This window comes from Halopseudomonas aestusnigri (assembly GCF_002197985.1).
In the GTDB taxonomy this organism is placed as follows: Bacteria; Pseudomonadota; Gammaproteobacteria; order Pseudomonadales; family Pseudomonadaceae; genus Halopseudomonas; species Halopseudomonas aestusnigri.
Window position 1 is genome coordinate 19,618 of the sequence record NZ_NBYK01000006.1, and the last position, 25,628, is coordinate 45,245.

Genomic DNA, 25,628 nt, shown 5'->3' on the forward strand with positions numbered 1-25,628 from the left:
GATGATCCAGGGCCAGCACCCCTGGTGCAACAGAATCAATCGAGTTAGCCGCATAAACGAAAAACACCCCCGCAGCCATCGGCTCCGGGGGTGTTTTTTTGCTTCGGCTATTTAATCAACCGCCAGCAGAACGGATAGCGGTAGGCCTGACCCTCATTGGCCTTGATCGCGGCAATGATGGTCAGCACCAGCGCACCCACGCCTACGACCCACATCAGCAGCAGGCCGATAACCACCAGCGCCAGCAGCAGACAGACCAGCATCAGCAAGGCGACCGTGATCTGAAAATTCAGCGCTTCCTTGCCCTGATCATCCACGAAGGGATCCATGTCCTTTTTCAGTTGCCAGATGATCAAGGGACCAACCAGATTACCGAACGGAATAATGAATCCGAGCAGGGCTGACAGGTGCACGAACAACGCCCACTGACGCGCTTCCGGACCAGGGGCACCGGGCGGCGGTGGCGGCGTGTTGTCAACTTGGGTTACGGGATCAGTCATCGCAGGCACTCCTTGGCGTCAAAACAGATTCAGGCGAGTTTTAGCAGAGTTTACACACCCTGCCTATGGTGCTACCCGCGCCAGCGTGCATGCCACACAAAAAAAGGCCGCTCAGTGGCGGCCCTCATCGATATAACTACAGACCCGCAATCAGTCTTCCAGCGCAGCGCGCTGCAGCGCGAACAACTCGTCAGTCCCCTTGCGCGCCAGCGTTAGCATGGCGTTCAGATCCTCGGCACTGAAAGGTGCCGCTTCGGCGGTGCCCTGCACTTCGATAAAACCGCCCTTGTCGGTCATCACCACATTCAGGTCGGTATCGGCAGCCGAGTCTTCCGGATAGTCCAGATCCAGCACCGGCACACCCTGATAGATGCCGACCGAGATCGCGGCAATCATCTGCACCTCGGGCACCTTCTTGATCGCACCGCGCTGCTTCATGGCCCGCAGTGCATCGACCAGCGCCACGCAGGCACCGGTGATCGACGCGGTACGGGTACCGCCGTCGGCCTGAATAACATCGCAGTCGATGTACAGGGTGTTTTCACCCAGCGTCTTCAAATCAACCGCAGCGCGCAGCGAACGACCGATCAGGCGCTGAATTTCCAGTGTGCGACCACCCTGCTTGCCTTTGCTCGACTCACGCTGCATGCGCGAGCCGGTAGAGCGCGGCAGCATGCCGTATTCGGCGGTGATCCAGCCCTGACCGCTGCCACGCAGGAAGCGCGGCACCCCGGCCTCGACACTGACGGTACAGATGACCTTGGTGTCGCCAAACTCGACCAGCACGGAGCCTTCGGCATGCTTGGTGTAGTGACGGGTCAGGGTAACCTGGCGCATCTGGTCGGCGGCGCGTTCGCTGGGGCGTTTCATCATCTGGAATCCTTGTACTGCAGGTGGGAAGACCGCGGAGTATAGCACCCCGACGATACCCCCGGACCGCAGCAAGGCGCTACAATGCCCATCCGCCAACCAACCAGACAGAGGATCAGCATGGTTTACAGCATGACCGCCTTCGCCCGCAGCGAACTCAGCACCGATCAGGGCAACCTGGCCTGGGAACTGCGGTCGGTGAACCACCGCTATCTGGAAGTCACCCTGCGCCTGCCCGAAGCCTTCCGCGAGCTGGAAGGCCCCTTGCGCGAGCTGCTGCGCAAGCAAGTGGCCCGCGGCAAGGTCGAGTGCACCCTGCGCTTCAATCCGGCCGAGCAGCAGTCCAGCGAGCTCAGCCTGAACCAGCCACTGCTCGATCAGCTGATCCGCACCACCGAGCAGCTCAGCGCCCGCCTGCAGAACGCCGGCCCGGTCAACCCACTCGAGCTGCTGGCCTGGCCGGGCGTGGTGATTGGCGAGAAGACGGATCAGGGTGACCTGGTCAAGCAGGCACGCCAGCTGTTCGATCAGGCCCTCAAGGAACTGAAGGAACACCGCGCGCGCGAAGGCGCCGAGCTGAAGCAACTGATCGAGGACCGCCTGAGCAGCATCAGCGAGCGCACTGCAGTGATCCGCGAAATGATGCCGACCCTGCTGACCACCCACCGGCAGAAGCTGATCGACCGCCTCAACGACGCCAAACTCGAGCTGGACAGCACCCGCGTCGAGCAGGAAATCGTACTGCTGGCGCAGAAGATCGACGTGGCAGAAGAACTCGACCGCCTCGATACCCACGTCGCCGAAACCCGCCGGGTGCTCGACAGCAAGGACGCCATCGGCCGCCGCCTGGACTTCCTGATGCAGGAGTTCAACCGCGAAGCCAACACCCTCGGCTCCAAGGCCATCGACACCCGCAGCACCCAGGCGGCGGTGGATCTGAAGGTGTTTATCGAGCAGATGCGCGAGCAGATCCAGAATATCGAGTAAGCCCATACCGCTCCGTTGCGGAGCGGTATCAAACTCAGCGCAGGATCATTCCAGCGTCACCCGGATGTTGATCGGCTGCTCGTCACAGTTGTGCCCGGCCCCCCCGCGATCGACCACCAGAAACTCCCCTTCACGCTCCAGCACCGACTGGATGGCATGCCAGGTGCCAATGCGGTAGTTGACGCCCTGACGACCGTCAGTAATGAAAGCGCGTACCTCGGCCGGATCAATCACATCACCCGGCGGCGCCACCACAATCAGAAACTGCTCCTCGTGCAGCGGCATGAAGGCCTGACTGCCGAGCGGATGGCGCTCCAGAAAAGTCAGCTCCAGCGGCACGGTGACCGGCTGGCTGACAAAGATGCTGATCAGCACCCGTGGTGATTCACCGGCCACCTCGACCTTGGCCAGATCATGATGGCGACGGGTACGACCCGAGTTGATCAAGAAGTGCTCGGAGCTGCGTGAGTCGATCACCTCACCGAAGGCCGCGAAGGCCTCCGATGTCAGGGGCTGGGCAGTCAGTTGCAATGCGTCAGCGCTCATCCCCTGCTCCTCAACGGCCGAAGGTCGGCAGTTTCATGTGGCGGTTGACGTCTTTGTACAGCAGGTAGCGGAACGGGCCCGGGCCACCGGCATAGCAAGCCTGCGGGCAGAAGGCGCGGAGCCACATGTAGTCGCCGGCTTCGACTTCAACCCAATCCTTGTTCAGCAGGTACACCGCCTTGCCTTCCAGCACGTAGAGGCCGTGCTCCATGACGTGGGTCTCGGCAAAGGGGATTGCGCCACCCGGCTGGAAGTTGACGATATTCACGTGCATGTCGTGGCGCATATCGCTCATGTCGACGAAGCGGGTGGTGCTCCAGGCGCCGTTGGTGCCGGGCATTTCCAGCGGGGTAATGTCGTTTTCGTTGGTGACGAAGGCTTCCGGCACGTCAACGCCCTCGACTTTCTCGTAGGCCTTGCGTACCCAGTGGAAACGCACCACCGCGCCGCTGTTGTTACGCACCTGCCAGTCACTGTTCGGGGGGATAAAGGCGTAGCCGCCGACGCCCATCTGGTGGGCCGTGCCGTTCAGGGTCAGCGTCAGGCCGCCTTCGACAATAAACAGCACACCTTCGGCACTCGGGTCGGTCTCCGGCTTGTCGCTGCCGCCGCCCGGTTGCACTTCCATGATGTACTGCGAGAAGGTCTCGGCAAAGCCGCTGAGCGGACGCGACAGCACCCACAGACGGGTACCGGTCCAGCAGGGCAGGTGGCTGGTAACGATATCGCGCATCACGCCCTTGGGAATCACCGCGTAGGCCTCGGTGAAGACCGCGCGGTCGGTGGTCAACTGCGTCTGCGGCGGGTGCCCGCCGGTTGGTGCGTAGTAGCTGCGGGGTTCGGATTGCTTACTCATGCTGACTCCTGGTTCTGTGCGGGATGATGCTCGGCCCAGTGACGGGCGATATCGACACGGCGGGTAACCCAGACCCGATCATGGGATTCGATGTAATCAAGAAAACGCTGCAGCGCGCGGAAGCGGCCGGGGCGGCCGATCAGCCGACAGTGCAGACCGATCGACAGCATCTTCGGCAGCTCTTCACCCTCAGCGTAGAGCACGTCGAAAGCGTCTTTCAGATACTGGAAGAAGTGGTCGCCCGTATTGAAGCCCTGGGGTGAGGCAAAGCGCATGTCGTTGGTATCCAGCGTGTAGGGCACGATCAGGTGATTATGCAGCGCGCCGGCGCTGTCCGCCTCACGGGTCCAGAATGGCAGATCATCACCGTAATAGTCGCTGTCATACAGAAAGCCGCCCTGATCCAGCAACAGACGCCGGGTGTTGGGGCTGTCCCGCCCGGTGTACCAACCCTCCGGCTGGGCGCCGTAGAGGCGCTGGAAGATGTCCAGTGCACGCTGCAGATGCTCGCGCTCAACCGCTTCGGGGATGTTCTGGTAGTGAATCCAGCGCCAGCCGTGGCAGGCGATCTCGTGGCCCAGCTCATGGAACGCCTGCGCTACTTCCGGATGCCGCTCCAGTGCCATCGCCACGCCAAACACGGTCAGCGGCAGGCCGCGCCGCTCAAATTCGTTGAGCAGGCGCCAGACACCGACCCGCGAGCCGTACTCATAGATCGACTCCATACTCATGTGGCGATCATCGAACGCCGCCGCACCAATGATTTCCGACAGAAACTGCTCGGAGTGACTGTCGCCGTGCAGCACACAGTTCTCACCGCCCTCTTCGTAGTTGAGCACAAATTGAACGGCGATCCGCGCACGGCCGGGCCAACGGGCTTCCGGCGGGGTGCGACCGTAGCCGATCAGATCGCGTGGATACACAGCGCTATCGCTCATTAAGACACCTCTTTCGCTGAAGAAAGCCCGCAATTCGACCACGCAGCGTTTATTACGCGCGATAACTGCAGGGCATTTTGATTTTTTGACTCGAGTGATTGTATACAATTAGTCTATTGTTTTGTGTACATACATTGGCAGGCCAGATTCATGCATATTCGCGTCATCAACCCGAACACCACCCACGCCATGACCGAGACCATCGGCGCGGCGGCCAAAGCCGTTGCCGCACCCGGCACGCGGATCACCGCCAGCCAGCCAGACAGCGGCCCGGTGTCGATCGAGAGCCATTTTGACGAGGCGGTCAGTGCTCTGGGCGTTATCGAGGAAGTACGTGCGGGTGAGCGCGAAGGCACCGATGCCTACATCATCGCCTGCTTTGGCGATCCCGGCCTGTATGCCGCCCGCGAGCTGACCCGCGCCCCGGTGATCGGCATCGCCGAAGCCGCCTTCCATGTCGCCAGTCTGATCAGCACCCGCTTCTCGGTGGTTACCACCCTGCCGCGCACCCTGATCATCGCCGAGCACCTGCTCGACAATTACGGCTTCCGCCACAGCTGCCGACGCCTGCGCGCGGCCGACATTCCGGTGCTGGATCTGGAAGAGAACCCGGATATCGCGCTTGAGCGCATCATCGACGAGTGCCTGAAGGCCAAGCGCGAAGACAACATCGGTGCCATCGTGCTGGGTTGCGGCGGCATGGCCGACCTCACCCCGCAGATCAGCGATGCGGTCGGTCTGCCCGTGGTGGAGGGCGTCACCGCGGCAGTGAAGCTGGCCGAAGCCGTGGTTGGGCTGGGGCTGGGTACCAGCAAATTTGGCGATCTGGCGTTTCCGGGCAGCAAACGCTTCACCGGACGCTTTGCCGAGTACTCTGATCTGGCCCACGGCTGATCAGGTGACAGCACGCCCCGCGGGGCACACAAGAAACCGCAGGATCGGATGATCCGGGGAGACAACAATGCATAACACAGCCCACGGGGGAGTCTCATGAACACTGACGCCAGCACGCTCACCACCGGCAGCCAGCCGAGCAACGAAACCAAGGCCGCCGGCGAGGAGTCTCTTGCGCCCCAGAAAGTCCGCATCATGGGGCGCCTGTCCTATCTGCTGGCCTGGTTTGGCGGTTGCGTTTCCATCGGCACCTTTACCATGGGCTCCAGCGTGGTCGGCAGCCTCAACCTGATTCAGGCCACCATCGCCATCGCCATCGGCTGTTTCGTTATTGGTATTGCGCTGGTGCTCAACGGCGCCGCCGGTTACAAGTACGGCATCCCGTTCATGGTGCAGGCGCGCAGCGCCTTCGGCTTTGCCGGCACCCGACTGCCCGGTCTGGTACGCGCGGTTCCCGCGATCGTCTGGTACGGCTTCCAGAGCTGGATTGGCGCCGGCGCCCTGAACATGGTGTCCGCTACCCTGTTCGGCTTCGATAATCTGGTGTTCTTCTTTATCACCTTCCAGTTCCTGCAGATCGGCCTGTCGGTCATGGGCTTTCAGGGCATCAAGTGGCTGGAGAATGTCGGCAGCGCCTTTATCCTCGCCTCGCTGGTCTACATGTTCTACAGCACCGTGCAGCGTTACGGCGACGAACTCTCGAGCAGCCTGCTGACCATGCAGGGCTCATGGGGCCTGCCGTTCTGGAGCGCGACCATGCTGTTCCTCGGCATCTACAGCACCATGATCCTCAACGTCAGTGACTACGCCCGCGAGCACAAACACGGCACCGGCCCGGGTCTGCTGACCACCATCTACTCGATGTCGATTCTGCCCTGCACCCTGTTCATGGGCCTGATCGGCTACATGGTCTCCGAAGCCACCGGCGTCGCCGACCCGATCCAGGTGTTTGCCAACGCGGTCGACAACACCCCACTGCTGATGACCACCCTGCTGTTCATCGCCTTTGCCCAGGTCACCACCAACGTACTGAACAACGTGGTGCCGCCGACCTACGTGCTGATGGATGTATTCAAGCTGAAGTTCCGCCCGGCCACCGTCATCGTCGGCCTGCTGGCCTTTGCCACCTTTCCGTGGAAACTGGTCAGCGAGGATTCGGCCGCCGGCCTGCAGGTGTTCGTGCAGACCTACTCGGCGTTCCTGGGCCCGATCTTCGCGATTCTGGTGGTGGACTATTACCTGATCCGCAAGCGCACGCTGAATCTGGAGCACCTGTACGACGCCAACGGCCCGTATCAGGGCGTCAACTACGCCGCGCTGATAGCGACCGCCATTGGTGCCGCAGTCGCGCTGAACGTATCCAGTGTGTCGTGGTATGCCAGCCTGATTCCGGCCGGGCTCAGCTACTATCTGCTGATGCAATACTGGGGTCCCTGCCAGCGCTTCCTCCGCTGAGCCCCGAGGCTGCCGACGGTGCCTGCACCGTCGGCGTCATCAGCCGCGATAGGCGGCAAAGATATCCTGCAGATCCGGCGTGGTTTGCGGCGAGTCGGCAATCGCCAGCGAGCCCTCAATGGCATCCAGATGCTGCGCCATAAAGGCGGCAGCCGCCTCACCATCCCGACCTTCCAGCAGAGTGATCAGGCGGTTGTGATCGGTGCAATCGCAGCCCAGATTCCCGGCGTTGCCGTACACCGCCAGAATCAACGATGAACGCGAACACAGCTGGACGACAAAACTCGCCAGCGTCTGATTGCCGGCCAGCACCGCCAGCTGACTGTGAAACTCCGCCGAGCACTTGATCGCCGCACTCTGATCGCGCGCCGCCAATGCCTGCTGCTCCTGCTCGGCCAGCGCGCGCAAGGCCGCCAGTGCCGCCTCATCAATCTGCCGTGCCAATTGCCGCATCAGGCCACATTCCACCATCCGCCGCGCATCAAAGACTTCCCGCGCCTCCTCGGCGGAGGGCCGGGTGACACTGGCGCCCTTGCCGGGGGTCAGGGTAATCAGCTGATCCATGGCGAGGCGCTGCAGCACCTTGCGAATACCGGTCCTGCTGACCCCAAACACCTCGGCCAACGCATCCTCGCGCAAGCGCGCGCCCGGCTGCAGGCGGTGCTCGATGATGGCGTCGCTGATGGCCTGATAGATTCGATCCTGACGCAGAGCGCCAGCACCGGAGGCTGGCGTTCTGGAAACAGCTCTTTTGTCAGCAGCGCGCAACGCTGATGCAACCCGACGTGCGGTCATCAGGGGGGGTCCTCGACAGGATGAAAGGGCAAGGCGCCCTATTGTAGCGGGTTCAGGGCAACGGGTGCTGCCAGTTGATCCGCGCCCGATGATCAGGCGCGGCCAGCGGGAGAATCAGGCAACAACCTGACTGATGGTGACAACCGGCGTGATGTCCGTGTAATTGGCCATGTCCTGATTCAGCGCCTTGCCGCCGGCGGCGAAAGCGGCCTGAAACTGCGCCATATCGGCAAAGAACAGATGCGCGCAGGCCACAAACTGCGGCGCCTGCCCCGCGCCATCGGCCAGGCACTGGTCCACTTCGAGCTTGAGCAAGCCGTGTGCATCCAGCTGCTCATGGATCAATCTGGCGTGCTGCTGCTGGTAATAGCTGTGGTCAAAACGCGCATTGTCCTGCGCGGGGTAGGCAACGGTGATTCGAATCATGCTGCAGAACTCCACTATTTGTTTGAACGGTCTGGCGGGGTCGGTCCACGATAACACCCGTAACGGCGATATTGCCGTTACCCCGAGATGCCGAATGCGGCGCTATAACTGGCGCCGCAGAACGTCCTGGCCGGCTTCCAGCCGCTCGACCTCCGCGCCCAACCGCTCGCGGTCGACAGCCAGCGGCATAACCTGATCAGCCAGCGATCGGGCCTCGTGCGCCAGCCGCCGGGCGGGCGCAACGAATCGCTCATCCCGAGCGGCGAGCGCCTGCAGCGACTTGAGCAAGCGCAGCTGAACGTCAATCCGCGCCGCGCCATCACGGGCGATGGGGCCAAACAGGTCATCAAACAGATCGTCCAGCGCCAGCGTCACCAGCCAGACCTGCGGATAGCGCACCTCATCCGGTTGCGGCTCGCAATGATCCACCCAGGCCGACAACAGACGCACGCCACGGCCGAGAATGTCGATGGCCGTGCCAGGATCATTGACCGCCGGCGACAGCGCGCGTGAAGCGATCTCCGACAGAACCGACAACCCGAAGCGGGGATCCTGATCAAAGGAGCGCATGTCGCCCAGGGTAAAGGCGTCCAGCAGCTGCGACTGCACGGTTTCGTCGGCATCGCCTTCAAACCACAACACGGGCGCCGCCGGATGCACAAAGCAGCCGGGCTGCACAACCACGTACAAACGCAGGCTGTGCTCCTGCGCGCAATCGGCCAGCGCGCCGACATCCAGATGCTGCAGATAGAGGGCATCACAGGGATACAGCGGCCTGGCGCTGGACGGAAGCCGTTGCGGATCCAGCAGACGGGCACCAAGGCAGGCATTGGCTATGCGATCCGCCAGCGCCATGCGGGTGACCGCCTCGACCCGGGCGGTGGTATCGCCCACCCGCCCGAAGCGCGACAGGTGCTCAATCCAGCGCAGGATGGTGACCACGATCAGCACAATCACCAGCAGCGTTACGGCAAACAGCACAACGCGTCCGCTCTCGTCGTATGCCTCCGTGCTTAACGCAATCAACCCCACCAGGCTGAACAGAAACGCCCCGATAAAGGTTCCCAGTACATTCTGCGTGGTGGTGTCCTGCATCAGCAGCCGAGTTGCCCGCGGCGTCGCATTGGCAGTCGCTGCACTGTATGCCGCCACCATGACACTCAGCGAGAAGGTGGTCACCGCCAGCATGCTGGAGGCCAGAATGTCGAGAATGCGCTCGACCGCATCAGCCCCGATGGTGACCGGCAACGGGCCAGGCAGCAGCCGCTGGACCAGAATCGACAGCAGCGCCGCAACCACCGCCAGCAGGGCATACAGGGAAGCACGCACCCAGAGCGTGCGGGTCAACTGCGCCAGCAGCCATTGCCATTTTGAAATCATCCCTGCTCCTTCCTCCGGTTTCGACCTCAATCAACAGCTTAGCGGAAGCGACGACCAGCCATGACGCCACCGCACGAAATCCCTATAATTGCGCGCTTACCCATTACACACCGCAGGAACCCTGTCCGATGACCCATGCCACCGGCACGCTGTACATCATTTCCGCCCCGTCCGGAGCAGGCAAAACCAGCCTGGTCAAGGCACTGATCGAACAGACACCCAACCTGCACGTCTCGGTTTCGCACACCACCCGCCCGATGCGCCCGGGCGAGGCTGATGGTGTTAACTACCACTTCACCGACCGTGACAACTTCCTCAAACTGGTGGAAGCCGGTGATTTCCTTGAGCACGCCGAAGTGTTCGGCAACCTCTACGGCACTTCGCAAACCGCCGTAGAACAGGCCCTGGCCCGTGGGCATGACATCATTCTGGAAATTGACTGGCAGGGCGCCGAACAGGTTCGCCGCAAGCTTCCGCAGGCACACTCGATTTTCATCCTGCCGCCGTCACTCGAAGCGCTGCGCTACCGCCTTGATTCCCGTGGCCAGGATGATAACGACGTGATTGATCGCCGCATGGCCGAAGCCGTTGCCGAGATGAGCCATTACGTCGAGTTCGACAGTCTGGTCATCAACGACACCTTCGAGCACGCCCTCGACGACCTCAAGGCCATCGTACGCAGCTACCGACTAAAGACTACTGCCCAGAGCGCGCGTCACGCCTCCCTGCTACAGGCGCTCTTGTCAGACTGAAGCCTCAGCCAGTAAACTGTCAGGTCCTGCGTCCGGCCCCGTGCCGGGCGCGTCGATTTGTTCACTTGTTACCTTTCCGGAGTACCCCATGGCCCGCGTCACCGTTGAAGACTGCCTGGAAAATGTAGATAACCGTTTTGAACTGGTCATGCTGGCCTCCAAGCGCGCCCGTCAGCTGGCCACCGGCGGCAAGGAGCCCAAGGTAGCATGGGAAAATGACAAGCCGACCGTCGTTGCCCTGCGTGAAGTCGCCGAAGGCCTGGTTTCCAATGAAATCCTCGCCGAAGAAGCCCTGCAGGATCAGCAGGAGCCGCTGTACTCGCTGGAAACTACCGAACTGGCCGAGTAAACGGATTGCGCAGGCCGGGCATTCCTGAGGTCATCACCCGTTACCACGGGTGCGGGAGAGCTGCATGTCTGCGATAGAAGTTTTTGCCGACACCCTTGGCAATTACCTTGAGCCGGATCAGGTCAACCTGGTCCGGCGCGCCTATTTCTACGCCGAGCAAGCCCACGACGGCCAGACCCGACGCAGCGGCGAGCCTTACGTTACCCATCCCCTTGCCGTAGCCAATATCCTGGCCGACATGCACATGGACCATCAGAGCCTGATGGCGGCCATGCTGCACGACGTAATCGAAGACACCGGCATTCCAAAGGATGCTCTGGTCGAGCAGTTTGGCGACACCGTTGCCGAGCTGGTGGACGGGGTCAGCAAGCTGACCCAGATGACCTTCGAGAGCAAGGCCGAAGCCCAGGCCGAGAACTTCCAGAAGATGGCCCTGGCCATGGCCCGCGATATCCGGGTGATTCTGGTCAAGCTCGCCGACCGCCTGCACAACATGCGAACCCTGGGTGCGCTGGCACCGGAGAAGCGCCGCCGTATCGCCAAGGAAACCCTTGAGATCTACGCGCCGATTGCCAACCGTCTGGGTATGCACAGTCTGAGCACCGAGTTCGAAGACCTGGGCTTCAAGGCCATGTATCCGATGCGCTCGATGCTGATTGACCGCGCCGTGCGCAACGCCCGCGGCAACCGCAAGGAGCTGCTGAACCGGATTCTCGAGTCGCTGCAGGCCTGCCTGGAACGCGAGGGTCTTCAGGGCAAGGTGATGGGGCGCGAGAAGCACCTGTACGGCATCTACCAGAAGATGCGCGGCAAGAAGAAGTCGTTCAATGAAATCATGGACGTCTACGCCTTCCGCATCATCGTCGACAAGCCGGACACCTGCTACCGCGTGCTCGGCGCCGTCCACAGCCTGTACAAGCCATTCCCCGGCCGCTTCAAGGACTACATCGCCATCCCCAAGGCCAACGGCTACCAGTCCCTGCATACCACGCTGTTCGGCATGCACGGGGTACCGATCGAAATCCAGATCCGTACCGACGAGATGGAAGAGCTGGCCAACAACGGCATTGCAGCGCACTGGGTCTACAAGTCCAAGGACGAGGTCATCAACGGCAACCACGCCCGTACCCGTCAGTGGCTGAAAAGCGTACTGGAGCTGCAGCAGAACGCCGGCAACTCGCTGGAGTTCATCGAAAACGTCAAGATCGACCTGTTCCCGGACGAGGTCTACATCTTTACCCCCAAGGGCCGCATCATGGAGCTGCCCAAGGGGTCGACCCCGGTCGACTTTGCCTACGCGGTGCATACCGACATCGGCAACAGCTGCATCGCCTGTCGCGTCAACCGACGACTGGCGCCGCTGTCCGAGCCGCTGGAAAGCGGCGAAACCGTCGAGATTATTACCGCCCCGGGCGCCCGCCCGAACCCGGCCTGGCTCAGCTTCGTGATTACCGGCAAGGCCCGCAGCAACATCCGCCACTTCCTCAAGCACCAGCGCCATTCAGAGTCCATCGCCCTCGGCGAACGCCTGCTCGACAAGGTACTGGCGAGCTTCGGCACCCAGCTCAGCGACATTCCGGAAGCGCGCATTCAGGCCGTGCTGACCGATTGCCAGATGGAACTGATGGAAGATCTGCTGGCGGATATCGGCCTCGGCAACCGCATGGCATACGTGGTCGCCCGGCGCCTGCTGGCCGCCGAAGGCGCCAGCGAAGAGGAAGACACCCAGAAAATCAGCCCCGACAGCAACACCGACAACAGCGAGAAGCCGCTGGCGATCCGCGGCACCGAAGGGCTGGTGGTCAGCTTCGCCCGCTGCTGCAACCCGATCCCGGGCGACCCGATCGTCGGTTATCTGTCCTCCGGCAAGGGCATGGTCATCCACCAGGAAAATTGCCGAAATCTGGCGGATAACCGCCATAACAGCGAGAAGACCCTGCACCTGACGTGGGATAAGGACGTCAGTGGCGAATTTACCGTCGAGCTGCGCGTCGAACTGGAACACCAGCGCGGCATCATTGCCCAGCTCGCGACCGGCATCACCGTCGCCGACGCCAGCATCGACAAGATCAGCGTCGACGAACGCGACGGGCGCGTCAGCGTCGTGCAGCTGGTCGTTCGGGTACGCGACCGCCTGCATCTGTCGCAACTGATCAAGCGCATCCGCAACCTCAAGGGCGTGATGCGCATTACCCGTCTCAAAAACTGAATTCCGTCGGAGAACACATGAACAAGCAAGTCATTACCAGCGAACACGCCCCCTCTGCCATTGGGCCTTACTCCCAGGCAATCAAGGTCGGCAACACCGTATACCTGTCCGGCCAGATCCCGCTGGACCCGGCCACCATGGAAGTGGTCGAAGGCTTTGAAGCGCAGGTCTGCCGCGTATTCGACAACCTCAGCGCCGTTGCTGAAGCCGCTGGCGGCAAGCTGCAGGACATCGTCAAGCTGAACATTTTCCTGACCGATCTGGGCAACTTCGCCAAGGTCAACGAAATCATGGAACGCTACTTCGAGAAGCCCTACCCGGCCCGCGCCGCCATCGGCGTAGCCGCGCTGCCCAAGGGCGTGCCGGTCGAGATGGACGGGATTATGGTGGTGGGCTAACGCCCCCCCCCTGAGCGGCAAGCTACAAGCCGCAAGCTAAAAGACAAAACCGCGCGGTTTCGACCTGCGCGGTTTTTTTTCGGCCCCACTACCACAAACCGGCTTTTTGCTTTTGCTTTTGCTTGAAGCTTGTAGCTTGTAGCTTGTAGCTTGTGGCGGCTTGTGGCGGCTTGTGGCGGCTTGTGGCTAGCTAGTGATTAAGCAGCGTCGCATATCCCTCTCGATAGGTCGGATACTGCGGTGCCCAGCCGCTTTCGCGCGCCAGTTCGTTGCTGCAGCGCTTGCTGCCCATTCGAGTACTGGCCGGGCCATCGGCCCGAGCCTCTGCTCCGACCTGCTCGCGCAGCCACTGGACGACCTCGTGCAGCGGTGCCGGCTCATCGTCCACGCCAAGGTAACAAGGCGCCAGCAGCTCGCGTGCTTCAGCCTGCAGCAGCAGGTGCTCAAGCAAGCCGACGGCATCATCACGATGAATCCGGTTGGTGTATTGCGGCGGCTCGGCCGGAACCGTCATGCCGGCACGCGCCTGCTCGATCAGCCGGTTTCTACCTGGCCCGTAAATGCCCGCCAGCCGCACTACCGACGCCGGCACACCGCTGCGCAGGGCAACATCTTCCGCGGCCAGCAGGGCCCTGCCGGTCTCGCTGTCGGCCTCGGCACGGCTGTTCTCGGTGACCCACTCACCATCCTGCTGGGCATAGACACCGGTGCTGGAAACCTGCAGCAGATGGCGCAGCCCACGCTTGCCCTGCCCCAGCCAATCGATCACATGCGCCAGCCCCTGCACGTACAGACGCTGGTACAGCTCGGCATCGCGCTTGCCTGCTGCCGGACAAAACACCAGATAATCGACCTTCTCCGGCCAGTCCGCAGGGCACTCGGCAGCGCACAGGTCCGCCGCAATCGGCAGTACGCCGTCCGGCAACCTGGTGACATCACGACGCACACCGTAAACCTGCCAGCCACGCGCCAGCAGCCGCACCGCCAGCGCCGACCCCACATCCCCACATCCGGCAATGACCACGCGCCGCATCGGTTTCTCCCATTCTGTGTCCGCAAAGCGCCACTGTACCAGCCGGAGGCCGACGGCCACACCGCCAGCAAGGGCACTTCGATTGTTTTACTCTATCAACCAACCGGCTATGCTACAGCCCATTGTTTGACCCTCTTCCGTAGCCAGACAGACTGCAGCCAATGACCCTGACCGAACTCCGCTACATCGTCACCCTTGCCCAGGAACAGCACTTCGGCCACGCCGCCGAACGCTGCCATGTGTCCCAGCCGACCCTCAGCGTGGGAGTCAAGAAGCTGGAGGAAGAACTGGGCGTGATGATCTTCGAACGCAGCAAAAGCGCCGTTCGCGTCACCCCCATCGGTGAGCGCATTGTTACCCAGGCGCAAAAGGTGCTGGAGGAGGCGCTGGCTATTCGCGAACTGGCGACCGCCGGCAAGAACCAGCTGGCCGCGCCACTCAAGGTCGGCGCCATCTATACCATCGGGCCGTATCTGTTCCCGCACCTGGTACCGCAGCTGCACCGGGTCGCACCGGAAATGCCGCTGTACATCGAAGAAAACTTCACCCACGTACTGCGCGACAAGCTGCGCAATGGCGAGCTTGATGCGATCATCATCGCGCTGCCGTTCCAGGAGCCCGACGTGCTGACCAAGCCGCTCTATGACGAGCCGTTCAGCCTGCTGATGCCGGCCAGCCACCCCTGGGCGGCACGGGACAGCGTGACCCTGGACGAACTGGACGACAACAAGCTGCTGCTGCTCGGTGAAGGGCACTGTTTCCGCGACCAGGTGCTCGAAGCCTGCCCGACCCTGCGCAAGGGCGACGACCAGCACAAGCACACCACCGTCGAATCCAGCTCACTGGAGACCATCCGCCACATGGTCGCCTCGGGGATCGGCATGACCGTCTTGCCGATGTCTGCTGCCGACGACCGCTATTACAGCTCCGACCTGCTGGTTACCAAGCCGTTCAAGGCACCAGCGCCGTATCGCACCGTCGCCATTGCCTGGCGTGCCAGCTTTCCGCGCCCGAAAGCCATTGAGCTGCTCAGCGACTCGATTCGTCTGTGCTCGGTCAATCAACCGTCAAGCTGATGCGGAGCCAGAGACAGCGTGGGTGAACAGACACCGCTGACCGTGCTCAAGGGGATTGGTCCAGCCCTCGCGGACAAACTGGATCGGCTCGGCCTGTCATCGGTACAGGATCTGCTGTTTCACCTGCCGATGCGCTATCAGGATCGCACCCGTGTCACGCCGATTGGCGCGTTGCGCCCCGGGCTCGACGCGGTCATCGAAGGCACGGTGCTTGGCGCTGAGGTGGTCATGGGCCGGCGCCGCAGCCTGCTGTGCCGCATTCAGGACGGCAGCGGTACCCTCAGCCTACGCTTTTACTATTTTTCCGCCGCGCTCAAGGCCAACCTCAGTCGCGGCAGCCACTGGCGCTGCTATGGCGAAGTGCGGCCGGGCGCCTCCGGACTGGAAATCTATCATCCCGAGCTGCACAACCTCGACGGCGCCGAGGCGTTGCCGGTCAGCGATACCCTGACACCGATTTACCCCGCCACCGAAGGGCTGTCGCAACAGCGTCTGCGCAGTCTCAGTGACGCGGCGCTGGCCTGGCTCGCCAAAGGCAATCACCTGACCGAATGGCTGCCGCCGGAGCTGGCCGAGGCCTATCAGCTGCCGCCGCTGCGCGAAGCAGTGCAGTTGCTGCACCGCCCGCCGCCGGACATCGACCTCGAGGCCCTGCAGGACGGCCGCCACTGGGCCCAGCACCGACTGGCGTTCGAGGAGTTGATGGCCCATCAACTGGCCATGCTGCGACTGCGTGCCCAGATGCGGGCGCACAAGGCGCCGCCGATGCGCGCAGCCGGTGAGCTGGCCGAGCGTTTTGTCGCGCAGCTGGGCTTCCCGCTGACCGGCGCCCAGCGCCGGGTGGCTGACGAGATTCTGCTTGATCTGGCGCAACCACGGCCCATGCTGCGTCTGGTGCAGGGTGATGTCGGTGCCGGCAAGACCGTCGTTGCCGCGCTCGCCGCGCTGCAGGCCATCGAAGCCGGCTGGCAGGTGGCGCTGATGGCACCGACCGAGATTCTGGCCGAGCAGCACTTCAACAACTTCCAGCGCTGGTTTGCCGCACTCGGCCTGTCAGTGGCCTGGATCGCCGGCAAACTGAAGGGCAAGGCGCGCAGCAACCAGCTGCAACTGATCGCCAGCGGCGAAGCGGTAATGGTTGTCGGCACCCACGCGCTGTTCCAGGACGACGTGCAGTTCCGCAATCTGGGCCTGGCGATCATCGACGAACAGCATCGCTTTGGCGTCCAGCAGCGCCTGGCACTGCGCGACAAGGGTGCCGCCGGCGGTGTCTCGCCGCATCAGCTGATCATGACCGCCACACCGATCCCGCGCACCCTGGCCATGAGCGCCTACGCCGACCTGGACACCTCGATCCTCGACGAGCTGCCGCCCGGACGCACCCCGGTCAATACCGTACTGATTTCCGATAGCCGCCGCGCGGAGGTCATCGAGCGGGTTCGCGCCGGCTGCGCCGAGGGTCGACAGGCCTACTGGGTCTGCACCCTGATCGAAGAATCCGAACAACTGCAGGCGCAGGCTGCAGAGGCAACCTGGGAGTCGCTCTGCGAAGCCCTGCCGGAACTCTCCATCGGCCTGATTCACGGGCGCATGAAGCCGGCTGAAAAGGCCGAGATCATGGCCGCCTTCAAGGAAGGCGACCTGCATCTGCTGGTCGCCACTACGGTGATCGAGGTTGGCGTGGATGTGCCCAACGCCAGCCTGATGATTATCGAAAATCCGGAACGTCTGGGCCTGGCCCAGCTGCACCAGCTGCGCGGCCGGGTCGGACGCGGCAGCGCAGCCAGCCACTGCGTGCTGCTCTACCATGCGCCGCTGTCGGCCCTTGGGCGCGAGCGCCTGGGCATCATGCGCGAAAGCACCGACGGTTTCGTCATCGCCGAAAAGGATCTGGCCCTGCGCGGCCCCGGCGAGGTACTGGGGACCAGGCAGACCGGCCTGGTGCAGTTCCGTATTGCCGATCTGGTGCGTGATGCCGACCTGCTGCCGGACGTCCAGCAGGCAGCGCAGCAACTCGCGCGCAGCCACCCGGAGCGGGTACAACCGCTGCTGGATCGCTGGATAGCCGACGGCCAGCATTTTGCCCAGGTCTGAGTGCAGCTATGCTGCAATCAGACGAGCCGCTAGAATCAAGCAAGCATCCTGCAACACCGGGGCACCAGCACCGCCTGACTCAGCAAGGAACAGATAATGAATAATACCGCCGCTTCCGAGCCACTTGGCGCCAGCCTGCCCGATCTGATTGAAAAGCTGCTGCAGCAGCAGGGGATCGCCTATCAGCTGCGCCCCGCCAACGGCAGTTGGCCTGCCTCGCAGCGTATTCAGGCGAGCCTGCTATGCGACAGCGTTGGCACCGTCCTGACCCTGATCCCGAAAGATCATCTGCTCGACCTCAAGGCCCTCGGCGCGCTGCTCGGACGCCAGCTGGAGCCGGTGCGCAACCGCGAACTGCAGCGCATCCTCAGCAAGCATCAGCTGAACCAGCTGCCGGGCCTGCCAATCCTGTTCAACTCGCCCTGTGTCTGTGAGCGCAGCTTGCTGGATCACAGCGAGCTGATTCTCGACAGCGGGCTGGATGGCTGGAGTCTGGTACTTAATCAGGCCGATGCCCGCACGCTGCTGGCCAAGGTCAGTCTGGCCCAGTTTGCCGTCCCGCTGGCCAGCCTGGATACCCGGGCAATCAGCGCCGCGCAGGATGACGAGGACCTCAGCAACGCCGTGCAGAACTTCACTGCCCTGCGCATGAAGCAGCGCCTGGAAGAAACCATCGAGATCCCGCCCCTGCCGGAAACCGCGCAGAAGGTGATGAAGCTGCGGGTCAACCCGGATGCCGGTGTAGATGATCTGGCCGACGTGGTCGAAACCGATCCGAGCCTGGCGGCGCAGGTCGTCAGCTGGGCCGCATCGCCCTACTACGCCGCTCCGGGCAAGATTCGTTCGGTCGAGGACGCCATTGGCCGGGTGCTGGGCTTTGATCTGGTAATCAATCTGGCGGTTGGTCTGGCGCTGGGCAAGACCTTCAAGCTGCCCAACGATGCGCCTGACCGCGCTACCCCTTACTGGGAGCAGGCGATCTACACGGCCGCAGTGATCGAAGGACTGGCCAAGGCCATGCCGCGGGAACGGCGCCCGGAAATGGGCCTGAACTACCTGTGCGGCCTGCTGCACAACTTCGGCTACCTGGTGCTGGCGTATATCTTTCCGCCCTACTTCCAGCTGATCTGCCGCCACATCGAGGCCAATCCGCATGTCCAGCCTCACCAGATCGAGCAGCACCTGATCGGCGTTACCCGCGACCAGATCGGCAGCTGGCTGATGCGCTACTGGGACATGCCAGACGAGGTCTGCACCGCCCTGCGCCAGCAGCACAACGCCCATTACGCAGGCGACGATTGCGTGTACGCCAACCTGATCTACCTGTCACTGGCGCTGCTCAGCGAACACGATATCGGCAGCGGTCCGCGACTACACATTACGGATGCACTGCTGCAACGCCTCGGGCTGGAACGGGAAAGTGCAGACAAGGTAGTACACAAGGTGCTGGATGCGCGCGATGCGCTGCGCTCACTGGTTAGCCGCTATCAGGGCAATGCCCGGGACTGAGGTGAGCCGGGTGGCAGGGGCCCGACTGGGCCCCTGGCGCGGAAATCAGACTCAGTTGACCGCGTCGCGCAGGCTTTTGCCCGGCTTGAAGGAAACGGTATTGCTGGCCTTGATCTTGACCGGTGCACCGGTCTGGGGATTTTTGCCGGTGCGTGCGCCACGATGACGCTGCAGGAAAGTACCGAAACCGACAAGTGTTACGGAGTCCTTGTTGCTCAGCGCCTGGGTAATTTCGTCCAGCACGGCGTTGAGTACTCGATTAGCCTGATCCTTGCTCAGGTCCGCCTTTTCGGCAATCGCCGCTGCGAGATCTGGTTTGCGCATATAAAGCCTCATTGTCTGTTGTTTTTGTTGTGACCGCCGCGTCCTCGGGGCGGGCCTGCCAGACGCTCCCGAGCCCGGTCGGGCGGTCTGTAAAGGCTCGCTCAGCATGGCACGACTGAATTCGTTTCGCCAGTCGTCGCAGGCCTGAAGCCGGGCAAAATCACGGATTTTCCCGACAAAAGGCCAAACTGTCCCACATTGTCGGTGAGATCAGTCCAGCCAGGCGGGCAATTCGCGGGTCAACTGCAGCTTCTCCGCAACAGCGACACCGGTCAGCGCAAAGCCATGCAGCTGACCATTGGCGTCGACAAAACGCGCGCGTACGTCACGCCCCTCGACGTCGCACTGCCAGCTTCCGGCAACGCCACTCAACGGCGGCGTTACCACCAGAGGACAGGCCGGTGTCTTGACCATGATCGGCATCGCCGGATAGCCCACTTCGGTCGGCGTGCCGCTGAGGGTTTTTGCCAGCGCCCGCGCCGAGGTCATCAGCGGCATCACGTACATCAGGTTGAGGCCTGCCACCTCGGCGCAATCGCCCAGCGCATAGACATGCGGATCACTGGTGCGCAGCTGCCTGTCCACCTGCACGCCGCGCCCTGCCGCCAGCCCGGCGGCTTCAGCCAGTTCCGAGCGCGGCACCAGGCCAATCGCCGACAGCCCCTGATCAGCGACCAGCTCAACGCCGGAGTCGAGTCGCACCCGAAGGCCGTCGCCCTCCAGCGCCATATTCTCGATCGCACAACCGAGATGGAATTCAACACCAAGCTCTTCCAGCCCGGCCTGCACTGCAGCCGCAGCCTGCTCCGGCAACAGTTGCGGCATCAACCAGGGATCGGACGCCACCACAGTCACCTCGAAACCGCCGAGGCGCAGATCATTGGCGAACTCGCAACCGATCAGGCCGGCACCTACGATCAGCACACTCCGACGCCCGTTCAGCGCCGCACGGAACCGGCCATAATCGGCCAGGTCATTGATCGACAGAAGACGTTCGGCCAGCGCCTCCCGCCAGGGCAGTGTGCGCACCTGCGCCCCGGTGGCGAGCACCAGATCACTGTAGGGCAGGCTGCGCTCACCCAGGCGAACCAGGCGCTCACGGGTATCGATGGCAGTCACCTCCTGCCCGGTCAACACCTGGGCACCCAGCTGTTCGGCCATGGCCTCGCCATCCTGCATGGCCAGCTCGTCAGCCTCCTTGCCCTTGGCAAAGCCGGTCGACAACAGCGGTTTTGAATAGAACCGGCCGTCATCGGCACTGATCAGCATTAACGGGCGCTCGGCATCGAGCTTGCGAAATTCCTTGGCCAGGTTATACCCGGCCAGACCTGTGCCAATAATGACCAGGGGGGCGTTGTCAGACACGTGGCATCTCCTGCGGTGACATGAGTTGGATCAAAGGCAGGCTTAGCCGATCTCGATCATTTCGAAATCTTCCTTGCCGACGCCGCAGTCCGGACACATCCAGTCCGCAGGTACATCTTCCCAGCGGGTGCCAGGGGCAATACCGTCATCCGGCCAGCCTTCGGCCTCGTCATAGATGAACCCACACACGATACACTGCCACTTCTTCATGCTTGTTTCCCACGGTGTTCAGAATTAAGGTTTCGCGACACTACCGCAATTACCTTGCAAGTCCAAGGCCAGCCGGACCGTGCCCGCTGCAGAGGGCTTTCGTGGTACCCTTTACCCACTATTTCCACGCTGCCTGCGCGTCACCCATGCCCGATATGCTGCCTGACTGGTATCCCGCCAAGCGCCACCCCGCGCCTCCGGATGCTCCCCTGTTCGACTGGCTTTGCCACGAAGGATCGCTCACCCTCAGGTTGACCGAGGCCGGCGACCGGGACTTTCGTGTCGAACTGCTGAAGCAGGCACCCGAGCCCGCCCATGATGACGAAGCTGCGGCCCTCGGGCTGCCTCCCGGCACCCTGGTATGGACCAGAGAGGTATTGCTGCATACGGCCGGAGCGCCCCGGGTCTACGCCCGCTCGGTTGCACCGACCAGCGCGCTGGGCAATGCAGCGGTGGAGCTCGACAGTCTGGGCACAACCAGCCTGGGTCACCTGCTGTTCCGTAACCCGCAGATCCGCCGGGGGCCGATCGAGATCAGCCGCTACCCCGCCGACCGGCTGCCGGACAGCTGGCGCAGCGAGGGCCTGTGGGCACGCCGCTCGCACTTCTCGGATGGCAAGTTGCAGCTGCTGGTATGTGAAGTATTCTTGCAGGGCTGGCCGCTGGCCAGCACCTGAGTGTCTGTCTTCTCACGGGAGAACCGCTTTTGCTTGGCCTGCTGATCAAACCCATTGCGCGCATCAACCCCAAGGTCAATGACTACATTCAGCTGATGCGACTGGACCGCCCGATCGGCACCTACCTGCTGCTCTGGCCAACACTCTGGGCACTCTGGCTGGCCGCCGAGGGGGTTCCGGATATCAGCACGCTGATCATTTTTGTCGTCGGCGTCATCCTGATGCGCGCCGCAGGCTGCGTCATCAACGACTACGCAGACCGCCACTTCGACGGCCACGTCCAACGCACCCGCGAGCGCCCGCTGGCCACAGGGCGTATCAGCGAACGCCAGGCCCTGATCACCTTCGCCATTCTGGTCGGACTGAGCGGCCTGCTGGTGCTGCTTACCAACGCACTGACCATCAAGCTGGCCTTCGTTGGCGTAGCCCTGGCCGCCCTCTATCCCTTCTGCAAGCGCTTCACCTTTTATCCGCAGGTGATTCTTGGCGCGGCCTTCTCCTGGGCGATTCCGATGGCCTTTGCGGCCCAGGCCGAGGCACTGCCTTTGCCCCTGTGGCTGGTGTTCCTTGCCAATCTGCTCTGGACCGTGGCCTACGACACCGAATACGCCATGTGCGACCGCGAAGATGACTTGCGCATCGGCATCAAGTCGACCGCCATCCTGTTCGGCGAGGCCGACAAGCTGATCATCGGCCTGCTGCAAGGGCTGACTCTCATCTGCCTGCTGCTGACCGGGCTGCGTTTTGAGCTGGGGCTATACTACTACCTCGGCCTGCTGGGCATGACGCTGGGCTTTGCCTGGCAGCACTGGCTGATCCGGGACCGGGACCGTAATGCCTGCCTCAGCGCCTTTCTGGCCAACCACTGGGCCGGGATGCTGGTTTTCATCGGGATTGCACTGAACTATTGGCTTGCCTGATCCAGAGCGGCCACAGCAATGTCGGCCGGTCGTTGCAACGTCATACAACTGCAACAAAAGTGTTATCTAATCGGCGCATGACTCACAGCGGCAACAAGACGGTGAACCATGTCTGGCAAAAGCATTTTGATCGTTGATGACGAAGCTCCGATCCGCGAAATGATCGCGGTGGCCCTGGAGATGGCGGGCTACACCTGCCTCGAAGCTGAAAATACACAACAGGCCCACGCCTGTATCGTCGACAGCAAGCCCGATCTGATCCTGCTCGACTGGATGCTGCCCGGCACCACCGGTATCGAGCTGGCCAGACGCCTCAAGCGCGACGAGCTGACTGCCGACGTGCCGATTATCATGCTCACAGCCAAGGGTGAGGAAGATAACAAGATCCAGGGCCTGGAGGTTGGTGCCGACGATTACATCACCAAACCGTTCTCTCCCCGAGAGCTGGTAGCACGCCTCAAGGCAGTGCTGCGTCGCGCCGGCCCGGTCGACAGCGAGGCACCCATCGAGGTGGCCGGACTGATGCTGGACCCGGTCAGCCACCGGGTAACCATCGACAATGCCGCCGCCGAAATGGGCCCGACGGAATACCGCCTGCTGCAATTCTTCATGACCCACCAGGAACGTGCCTACACCCGCGGCCAGTTGCTGGACCAGGTTTGGGGTGGCAATGTTTATGTGGAAGAGCGTACCGTGGACGTGCACATCCGCCGCCTGCGCAAGGCGCTGGGTGAAAAATACGAACATCTGGTCCAGACCGTGCGCGGCACCGGCTACCGGTTTTCCACCAAAGCCTGACAGCCAGGCCGCGACACAGGCCGTTACCCTGATCGGGATGCCGTTGTTTTGAAGAGGATCTTCAGTGGCCAAGAATAGCTTCAGTCGTGTGCTCGGCCAGGTCCTGCTGCTGGTAATGATCTGTCTGCTGCTGGGCTGGATTGTCGGCCAGCCTGCCTGGGCGCTGGTAGTCGGCCTGGGTGGCTATCTGGTCTGGACCCTTCGCCAGATGGCCCGTTTCTCCGACTGGCTCAGTGCACACCCCAACGATCCACCGCCGGAAGCCCGTGGCGTATGGGGCGAGATTTTCGACAGCATCTACCACCTGCAGCGCCGCGACAACAAGATGCGCTCGCGGCTGCAGGCGGTGATCGACCGCATCCAGAGCTCTACCTCCGCCCTGCGTGATGCCGTGGTCATGATCGACAGCGAAGGGCACCTGGAATGGTGGAACCACGCCGCCGAACGCCTGCTGGGGCTGCGCACCCCGGACGACAGCGGCCAGCACGTCGGCAACCTGATCCGCGATCCGCGCTTCATCGAATACTTCGAGCGCGGCGAATTCCGTGATCCACTGGAGATTCCGGCGCCAACCAACCTTAACGTTCAGCTGCAGTACGCCATCACCCGCTACGGACCCGGTGATCGGCTCATGGTCGTGCGCGACGTCACCCGACTGCACAATCTGGAGCAGATGCGAAAGGACTTTGTCGCCAACGTCTCCCATGAGCTGCGAACACCGCTGACGGTGGTAGTTGGCTACCTGGAAACCTTGCTGGATATGGAAGACGAGCTCAATCCGCGCTGGAAACGACCCCTTCAGCAAATGCAGCAACAGGCCAACCGCATGCAGGCGCTGCTGCACGACTTGCTGCTGCTGGCCCGACTGGAAACGTCGGACAACCCCGGCGAGCAGGAGCGGGTTGATGTGCGCCCGCTACTGGAGCATATCCGCAAGGATGCCGAGGCGCTGTCCGGCGAACGCGGTCACCGCATCGCCCTGCAAATTGAGGGCAATACCCGAATGCACGGCATCGAAGGCGAACTGCGCAGCGCGTTTTCCAATCTGGCGTTCAATGCCGTGAAATACACCCCGGACCACGGCGAAATTACGCTGCGCTGGTGGAGTGACGAGCAGGGCCAGCATCTGAGCGTCAGCGACAATGGTGTCGGTATCGCACCGCAACATATCAACCGGCTGACCGAGCGTTTCTACCGGGTCGATACCAGCCGCAACAGTACCACTGGGGGCACCGGTCTGGGTCTGGCCATCGTCAAGCATGTGCTGCTGCGTCATCAGGGCCGACTGGAGATCACCAGCGTGCCGGAGCAGGGCAGCATCTTCAGCTGCCACTTCCCGCCAGGCCGGGCTGCCTAGGCGCTGGGCGAATAATGTGACTGGGCAGTGCCGGACGCGATCAGGCGAGACAGGTAATCCAGCTTCTCCGGGTCCTGATCGACGAACTTGATCGTCACCTTGACCCACTCGCAGTCCATCTTCGCTTCCAGCGCTGCCACCGCGTGCACATAGCCATTGATACGCGCAACCGAACGATCCGAATCCTGCTCCAGATCCAGCACTCCGCTTTCAAACACCTGCGGCAGCCGGTCGCCACGACGTACCACAACCAGGGCATCACGCAGGCTGAGGGTCTTGATTACACAGGCGAATTGCTCGCCGGCAAGACGCAGCTGGCCCTGCCCGCGTACCGACTGGGTACTGGTGGCTGGCGCGGCCTTTTCCGGCGCACGATTACTGTTCAGCAACGGCGAGCTGACCGGTGCTGCCGCCGGAGCGGAAGGCGCCTCGGCAGGGCGACCGGCGGTCAGGTTTGCGACCGATCCCGCGGCGATTCCCGTGCTTGGCCGTGGCGCTCCACCGACCTGAAACTGCGCCAGCTTGCCGGCACGATGCAGCGCCTTTTTAACCTTGGTAATCAACTGCTCATTGCTGAATGGTTTGCCGACATAGTCGCTGACACCCGCCTGAATAGCCTCAACAACATTGGCCTTGTCACCACGACTGGTCACCATAACAAACGGCACACCCGCGCCGTCGGGCTGTGCACGAAACCATTGCAGCAGTTCCAGCCCGCTCATCTCCGGCATTTCCCAGTCGCACAGAATCAGATCGAACTGCGCTCGCGCCAGCATCTGCTGAGCCTTGCGGCCGTTGGTCGCTTCCTCGATCTGCAGGCCCGGGAAGTAACTGCGCAGTGCTTTCTTGACCAGGTCGCGGATAAAAGGCGCATCATCGACGACCAGGACCGATACTTTCGACATAGTGA

Annotated in this window: 27 protein-coding genes; 14 read left to right on the forward strand and 13 right to left on the reverse strand. The window is 62.4% G+C overall.

Annotation, left to right across the window (positions count from 1 at the left end; translation table 11 throughout):
• Window positions 1–107: 107 nt before the first annotated feature.
• Both B7O88_RS10220 and rph read right to left on the reverse strand, forming a co-directional pair.
• On the reverse strand, window positions 108–500 hold the full coding sequence (locus B7O88_RS10220; protein WP_088275763.1) for a DUF4870 domain-containing protein: 393 nt from the start codon (window positions 498–500) through the stop codon (window positions 108–110).
• 150 nt (window positions 501–650) lie between these two features.
• Window positions 651–1,370 carry a ribonuclease PH gene (gene rph, locus B7O88_RS10225; RefSeq protein ID WP_088275940.1) on the reverse strand — a complete coding sequence of 240 codons (720 nt, stop codon included), beginning with the start codon at window positions 1,368–1,370 and terminating at the stop codon, window positions 651–653.
• A 120-nt stretch (window positions 1,371–1,490) separates the two neighbouring features.
• Here rph and B7O88_RS10230 point away from each other — a divergent pair, with 120 nt between their 5' ends.
• Window positions 1,491–2,357 (forward strand): YicC/YloC family endoribonuclease, encoded by an 867-nt coding sequence (locus B7O88_RS10230; protein WP_088275764.1) that lies wholly within the window; start codon window positions 1,491–1,493, stop codon window positions 2,355–2,357.
• Window positions 2,358–2,402: 45 nt separating this feature from the next.
• On the opposite strand, the gene B7O88_RS10235 is transcribed toward B7O88_RS10230, so the two are convergent.
• The 3 genes from B7O88_RS10235 to puuE are packed head-to-tail and all read right to left on the reverse strand — an operon-like array spanning window position 2,403 to window position 4,697.
• Complete coding sequence (locus B7O88_RS10235) at window positions 2,403–2,903, reverse strand: ureidoglycolate lyase (RefSeq protein WP_088275766.1); 501 nt, start codon at window positions 2,901–2,903, stop codon at window positions 2,403–2,405.
• Window positions 2,904–2,913: 10 nt separating this feature from the next.
• Window positions 2,914–3,759, reverse strand: a complete 846-nt coding sequence (locus tag B7O88_RS10240) for a bifunctional allantoicase/(S)-ureidoglycine aminohydrolase (protein WP_088275767.1) — start codon at window positions 3,757–3,759, stop codon at window positions 2,914–2,916.
• Window positions 3,756–4,697, reverse strand: a complete 942-nt coding sequence (gene puuE, locus B7O88_RS10245; RefSeq protein ID WP_088275768.1) for an allantoinase PuuE — start codon at window positions 4,695–4,697, stop codon at window positions 3,756–3,758. The genes B7O88_RS10240 and puuE overlap by 4 nt, the downstream gene beginning before the upstream one ends.
• 150 nt (window positions 4,698–4,847) lie before the next feature.
• On the opposite strand from puuE, the gene B7O88_RS10250 reads away from it, so the two are divergent.
• Window positions 4,848–5,591, forward strand: coding sequence for an aspartate/glutamate racemase family protein (locus B7O88_RS10250; RefSeq protein ID WP_088275769.1), 744 nt, complete (start codon window positions 4,848–4,850; stop codon window positions 5,589–5,591).
• A 96-nt stretch (window positions 5,592–5,687) separates the two neighbouring features.
• On the forward strand, window positions 5,688–7,046 hold the full coding sequence (locus B7O88_RS10255) for an NCS1 family transporter (protein WP_088275770.1): 1,359 nt from the start codon (window positions 5,688–5,690) through the stop codon (window positions 7,044–7,046).
• Between the two features lie 39 nt (window positions 7,047–7,085).
• Here the strand turns inward: B7O88_RS10255 and B7O88_RS10260 are convergent, their stop codons facing one another.
• From B7O88_RS10260 to B7O88_RS10270, 3 genes are all read right to left on the reverse strand, one after another.
• Entirely contained in the window at window positions 7,086–7,841 is a 756-nt protein-coding gene (locus tag B7O88_RS10260; RefSeq protein ID WP_088275772.1) for a GntR family transcriptional regulator, read from the reverse strand.
• A gap of 114 nt (window positions 7,842–7,955) precedes the next feature.
• Window positions 7,956–8,267, reverse strand: a complete 312-nt coding sequence (locus tag B7O88_RS10265) for an EthD family reductase (protein ID WP_088275773.1) — start codon at window positions 8,265–8,267, stop codon at window positions 7,956–7,958.
• Between the two features lie 102 nt (window positions 8,268–8,369).
• On the reverse strand, window positions 8,370–9,647 hold the full coding sequence (locus B7O88_RS10270; protein ID WP_088275774.1) for a DUF2254 domain-containing protein: 1,278 nt from the start codon (window positions 9,645–9,647) through the stop codon (window positions 8,370–8,372).
• 128 nt (window positions 9,648–9,775) lie between these two features.
• On the opposite strand from B7O88_RS10270, the gene gmk reads away from it, so the two are divergent.
• The 4 genes from gmk (at window position 9,776) to B7O88_RS10290 (ending at window position 13,355) form a co-directional block, all read left to right on the forward strand.
• Window positions 9,776–10,399 (forward strand): guanylate kinase, encoded by a 624-nt coding sequence (gene gmk / locus B7O88_RS10275; RefSeq protein WP_088275775.1) that lies wholly within the window; start codon window positions 9,776–9,778, stop codon window positions 10,397–10,399.
• A gap of 88 nt (window positions 10,400–10,487) precedes the next feature.
• Window positions 10,488–10,748 (forward strand): DNA-directed RNA polymerase subunit omega, encoded by a 261-nt coding sequence (gene rpoZ / locus B7O88_RS10280; protein ID WP_088275776.1) that lies wholly within the window; start codon window positions 10,488–10,490, stop codon window positions 10,746–10,748.
• A 64-nt stretch (window positions 10,749–10,812) separates the two neighbouring features.
• Entirely contained in the window at window positions 10,813–12,957 is a 2,145-nt protein-coding gene (spoT, locus tag B7O88_RS10285) for a bifunctional GTP diphosphokinase/guanosine-3',5'-bis pyrophosphate 3'-pyrophosphohydrolase (RefSeq protein WP_088275778.1), read from the forward strand.
• Between the two features lie 17 nt (window positions 12,958–12,974).
• Window positions 12,975–13,355 (forward strand): RidA family protein, encoded by a 381-nt coding sequence (locus B7O88_RS10290; RefSeq protein WP_088275779.1) that lies wholly within the window; start codon window positions 12,975–12,977, stop codon window positions 13,353–13,355.
• A 190-nt stretch (window positions 13,356–13,545) separates the two neighbouring features.
• On the opposite strand, the gene B7O88_RS10295 is transcribed toward B7O88_RS10290, so the two are convergent.
• Window positions 13,546–14,388: an SDR family oxidoreductase gene (locus tag B7O88_RS10295; protein ID WP_088275780.1), complete on the reverse strand. Its 843-nt coding sequence runs from the start codon at window positions 14,386–14,388 to the stop codon at window positions 13,546–13,548.
• Between the two features lie 161 nt (window positions 14,389–14,549).
• Between B7O88_RS10295 and B7O88_RS10300 the strand changes: the two genes are divergently transcribed.
• The 3 genes from B7O88_RS10300 (at window position 14,550) to B7O88_RS10310 (ending at window position 19,067) form a co-directional block, all read left to right on the forward strand.
• Window positions 14,550–15,464 (forward strand): hydrogen peroxide-inducible genes activator, encoded by a 915-nt coding sequence (locus B7O88_RS10300; RefSeq protein WP_088275781.1) that lies wholly within the window; start codon window positions 14,550–14,552, stop codon window positions 15,462–15,464.
• A gap of 18 nt (window positions 15,465–15,482) precedes the next feature.
• Complete coding sequence (gene recG, locus B7O88_RS10305) at window positions 15,483–17,558, forward strand: ATP-dependent DNA helicase RecG (RefSeq protein WP_088275782.1); 2,076 nt, start codon at window positions 15,483–15,485, stop codon at window positions 17,556–17,558.
• 96 nt (window positions 17,559–17,654) lie between these two features.
• Window positions 17,655–19,067, forward strand: coding sequence for an aminoacyl-tRNA deacylase and HDOD domain-containing protein (locus B7O88_RS10310; protein WP_088275783.1), 1,413 nt, complete (start codon window positions 17,655–17,657; stop codon window positions 19,065–19,067).
• 51 nt (window positions 19,068–19,118) lie between these two features.
• On the opposite strand, the gene B7O88_RS10315 is transcribed toward B7O88_RS10310, so the two are convergent.
• The 3 genes from B7O88_RS10315 to rubA form a co-directional block, all read right to left on the reverse strand.
• Window positions 19,119–19,391 (reverse strand): HU family DNA-binding protein, encoded by a 273-nt coding sequence (locus B7O88_RS10315; RefSeq protein WP_088275784.1) that lies wholly within the window; start codon window positions 19,389–19,391, stop codon window positions 19,119–19,121.
• Window positions 19,392–19,601: 210 nt separating this feature from the next.
• Entirely contained in the window at window positions 19,602–20,756 is a 1,155-nt protein-coding gene (locus tag B7O88_RS10320; protein ID WP_088275786.1) for an NAD(P)/FAD-dependent oxidoreductase, read from the reverse strand.
• Between the two features lie 42 nt (window positions 20,757–20,798).
• A complete protein-coding gene (gene rubA, locus B7O88_RS10325) occupies window positions 20,799–20,966 on the reverse strand; it encodes a rubredoxin RubA (RefSeq protein ID WP_088275787.1) in 168 nt (55 codons plus the stop codon).
• Between the two features lie 101 nt (window positions 20,967–21,067).
• Here rubA and B7O88_RS10330 point away from each other — a divergent pair, with 101 nt between their 5' ends.
• The 4 genes from B7O88_RS10330 (at window position 21,068) to phoR (ending at window position 24,718) form a co-directional block, all read left to right on the forward strand.
• A complete protein-coding gene (locus tag B7O88_RS10330; protein WP_235821149.1) occupies window positions 21,068–21,643 on the forward strand; it encodes a chorismate--pyruvate lyase family protein in 576 nt (191 codons plus the stop codon).
• Between the two features lie 29 nt (window positions 21,644–21,672).
• Window positions 21,673–22,563, forward strand: a complete 891-nt coding sequence (gene ubiA / locus B7O88_RS10335; protein WP_088275788.1) for a 4-hydroxybenzoate octaprenyltransferase — start codon at window positions 21,673–21,675, stop codon at window positions 22,561–22,563.
• A 108-nt stretch (window positions 22,564–22,671) separates the two neighbouring features.
• Window positions 22,672–23,361, forward strand: a complete 690-nt coding sequence (gene phoB, locus B7O88_RS10340) for a phosphate regulon transcriptional regulator PhoB (protein WP_088275789.1) — start codon at window positions 22,672–22,674, stop codon at window positions 23,359–23,361.
• 64 nt (window positions 23,362–23,425) lie between these two features.
• Window positions 23,426–24,718, forward strand: coding sequence for a phosphate regulon sensor histidine kinase PhoR (gene phoR, locus B7O88_RS10345; RefSeq protein WP_268806998.1), 1,293 nt, complete (start codon window positions 23,426–23,428; stop codon window positions 24,716–24,718).
• Here the strand turns inward: phoR and B7O88_RS10350 are convergent.
• The gene (locus B7O88_RS10350) at window positions 24,715–25,623 is read right to left on the reverse strand and encodes a response regulator (protein WP_088275790.1); all 909 of its coding nucleotides are present in this window, start codon (window positions 25,621–25,623) and stop codon (window positions 24,715–24,717) included. The genes phoR and B7O88_RS10350 overlap by 4 nt on opposite strands.
• Between the last annotated feature and the right edge of the window lie 5 nt (window positions 25,624–25,628).

What these genes read in the sequence shown, in the direction of transcription:
- B7O88_RS10220 (WP_088275763.1), bottom strand. Translation starts at nt 500, where the DNA reads ATGACTGATCCCGTAACCCAAGTTGACAACACGCCGCCACCGCCGCCC.
- rph (WP_088275940.1), bottom strand. Translation starts at nt 1,370, where the DNA reads ATGAAACGCCCCAGCGAACGCGCCGCCGACCAGATGCGCCAGGTTACC.
- B7O88_RS10230 (WP_088275764.1), top strand. Translation starts at nt 1,491, where the DNA reads ATGGTTTACAGCATGACCGCCTTCGCCCGCAGCGAACTCAGCACCGAT.
- B7O88_RS10235 (WP_088275766.1), bottom strand. Translation starts at nt 2,903, where the DNA reads ATGAGCGCTGACGCATTGCAACTGACTGCCCAGCCCCTGACATCGGAG.
- B7O88_RS10240 (WP_088275767.1), bottom strand. Translation starts at nt 3,759, where the DNA reads ATGAGTAAGCAATCCGAACCCCGCAGCTACTACGCACCAACCGGCGGG.
- puuE (WP_088275768.1), bottom strand. Translation starts at nt 4,697, where the DNA reads ATGAGCGATAGCGCTGTGTATCCACGCGATCTGATCGGCTACGGTCGC.
- B7O88_RS10250 (WP_088275769.1), top strand. Translation starts at nt 4,848, where the DNA reads ATGCATATTCGCGTCATCAACCCGAACACCACCCACGCCATGACCGAG.
- B7O88_RS10255 (WP_088275770.1), top strand. Translation starts at nt 5,688, where the DNA reads ATGAACACTGACGCCAGCACGCTCACCACCGGCAGCCAGCCGAGCAAC.
- B7O88_RS10260 (WP_088275772.1), bottom strand. Translation starts at nt 7,841, where the DNA reads ATGACCGCACGTCGGGTTGCATCAGCGTTGCGCGCTGCTGACAAAAGA.
- B7O88_RS10265 (WP_088275773.1), bottom strand. Translation starts at nt 8,267, where the DNA reads ATGATTCGAATCACCGTTGCCTACCCCGCGCAGGACAATGCGCGTTTT.
- B7O88_RS10270 (WP_088275774.1), bottom strand. Translation starts at nt 9,647, where the DNA reads ATGATTTCAAAATGGCAATGGCTGCTGGCGCAGTTGACCCGCACGCTC.
- gmk (WP_088275775.1), top strand. Translation starts at nt 9,776, where the DNA reads ATGACCCATGCCACCGGCACGCTGTACATCATTTCCGCCCCGTCCGGA.
- rpoZ (WP_088275776.1), top strand. Translation starts at nt 10,488, where the DNA reads ATGGCCCGCGTCACCGTTGAAGACTGCCTGGAAAATGTAGATAACCGT.
- spoT (WP_088275778.1), top strand. Translation starts at nt 10,813, where the DNA reads ATGTCTGCGATAGAAGTTTTTGCCGACACCCTTGGCAATTACCTTGAG.
- B7O88_RS10290 (WP_088275779.1), top strand. Translation starts at nt 12,975, where the DNA reads ATGAACAAGCAAGTCATTACCAGCGAACACGCCCCCTCTGCCATTGGG.
- B7O88_RS10295 (WP_088275780.1), bottom strand. Translation starts at nt 14,388, where the DNA reads ATGCGGCGCGTGGTCATTGCCGGATGTGGGGATGTGGGGTCGGCGCTG.
- B7O88_RS10300 (WP_088275781.1), top strand. Translation starts at nt 14,550, where the DNA reads ATGACCCTGACCGAACTCCGCTACATCGTCACCCTTGCCCAGGAACAG.
- B7O88_RS10310 (WP_088275783.1), top strand. Translation starts at nt 17,655, where the DNA reads ATGAATAATACCGCCGCTTCCGAGCCACTTGGCGCCAGCCTGCCCGAT.
- B7O88_RS10315 (WP_088275784.1), bottom strand. Translation starts at nt 19,391, where the DNA reads ATGCGCAAACCAGATCTCGCAGCGGCGATTGCCGAAAAGGCGGACCTG.
- rubA (WP_088275787.1), bottom strand. Translation starts at nt 20,966, where the DNA reads ATGAAGAAGTGGCAGTGTATCGTGTGTGGGTTCATCTATGACGAGGCC.
- phoB (WP_088275789.1), top strand. Translation starts at nt 22,672, where the DNA reads ATGTCTGGCAAAAGCATTTTGATCGTTGATGACGAAGCTCCGATCCGC.
- B7O88_RS10350 (WP_088275790.1), bottom strand. Translation starts at nt 25,623, where the DNA reads ATGTCGAAAGTATCGGTCCTGGTCGTCGATGATGCGCCTTTTATCCGC.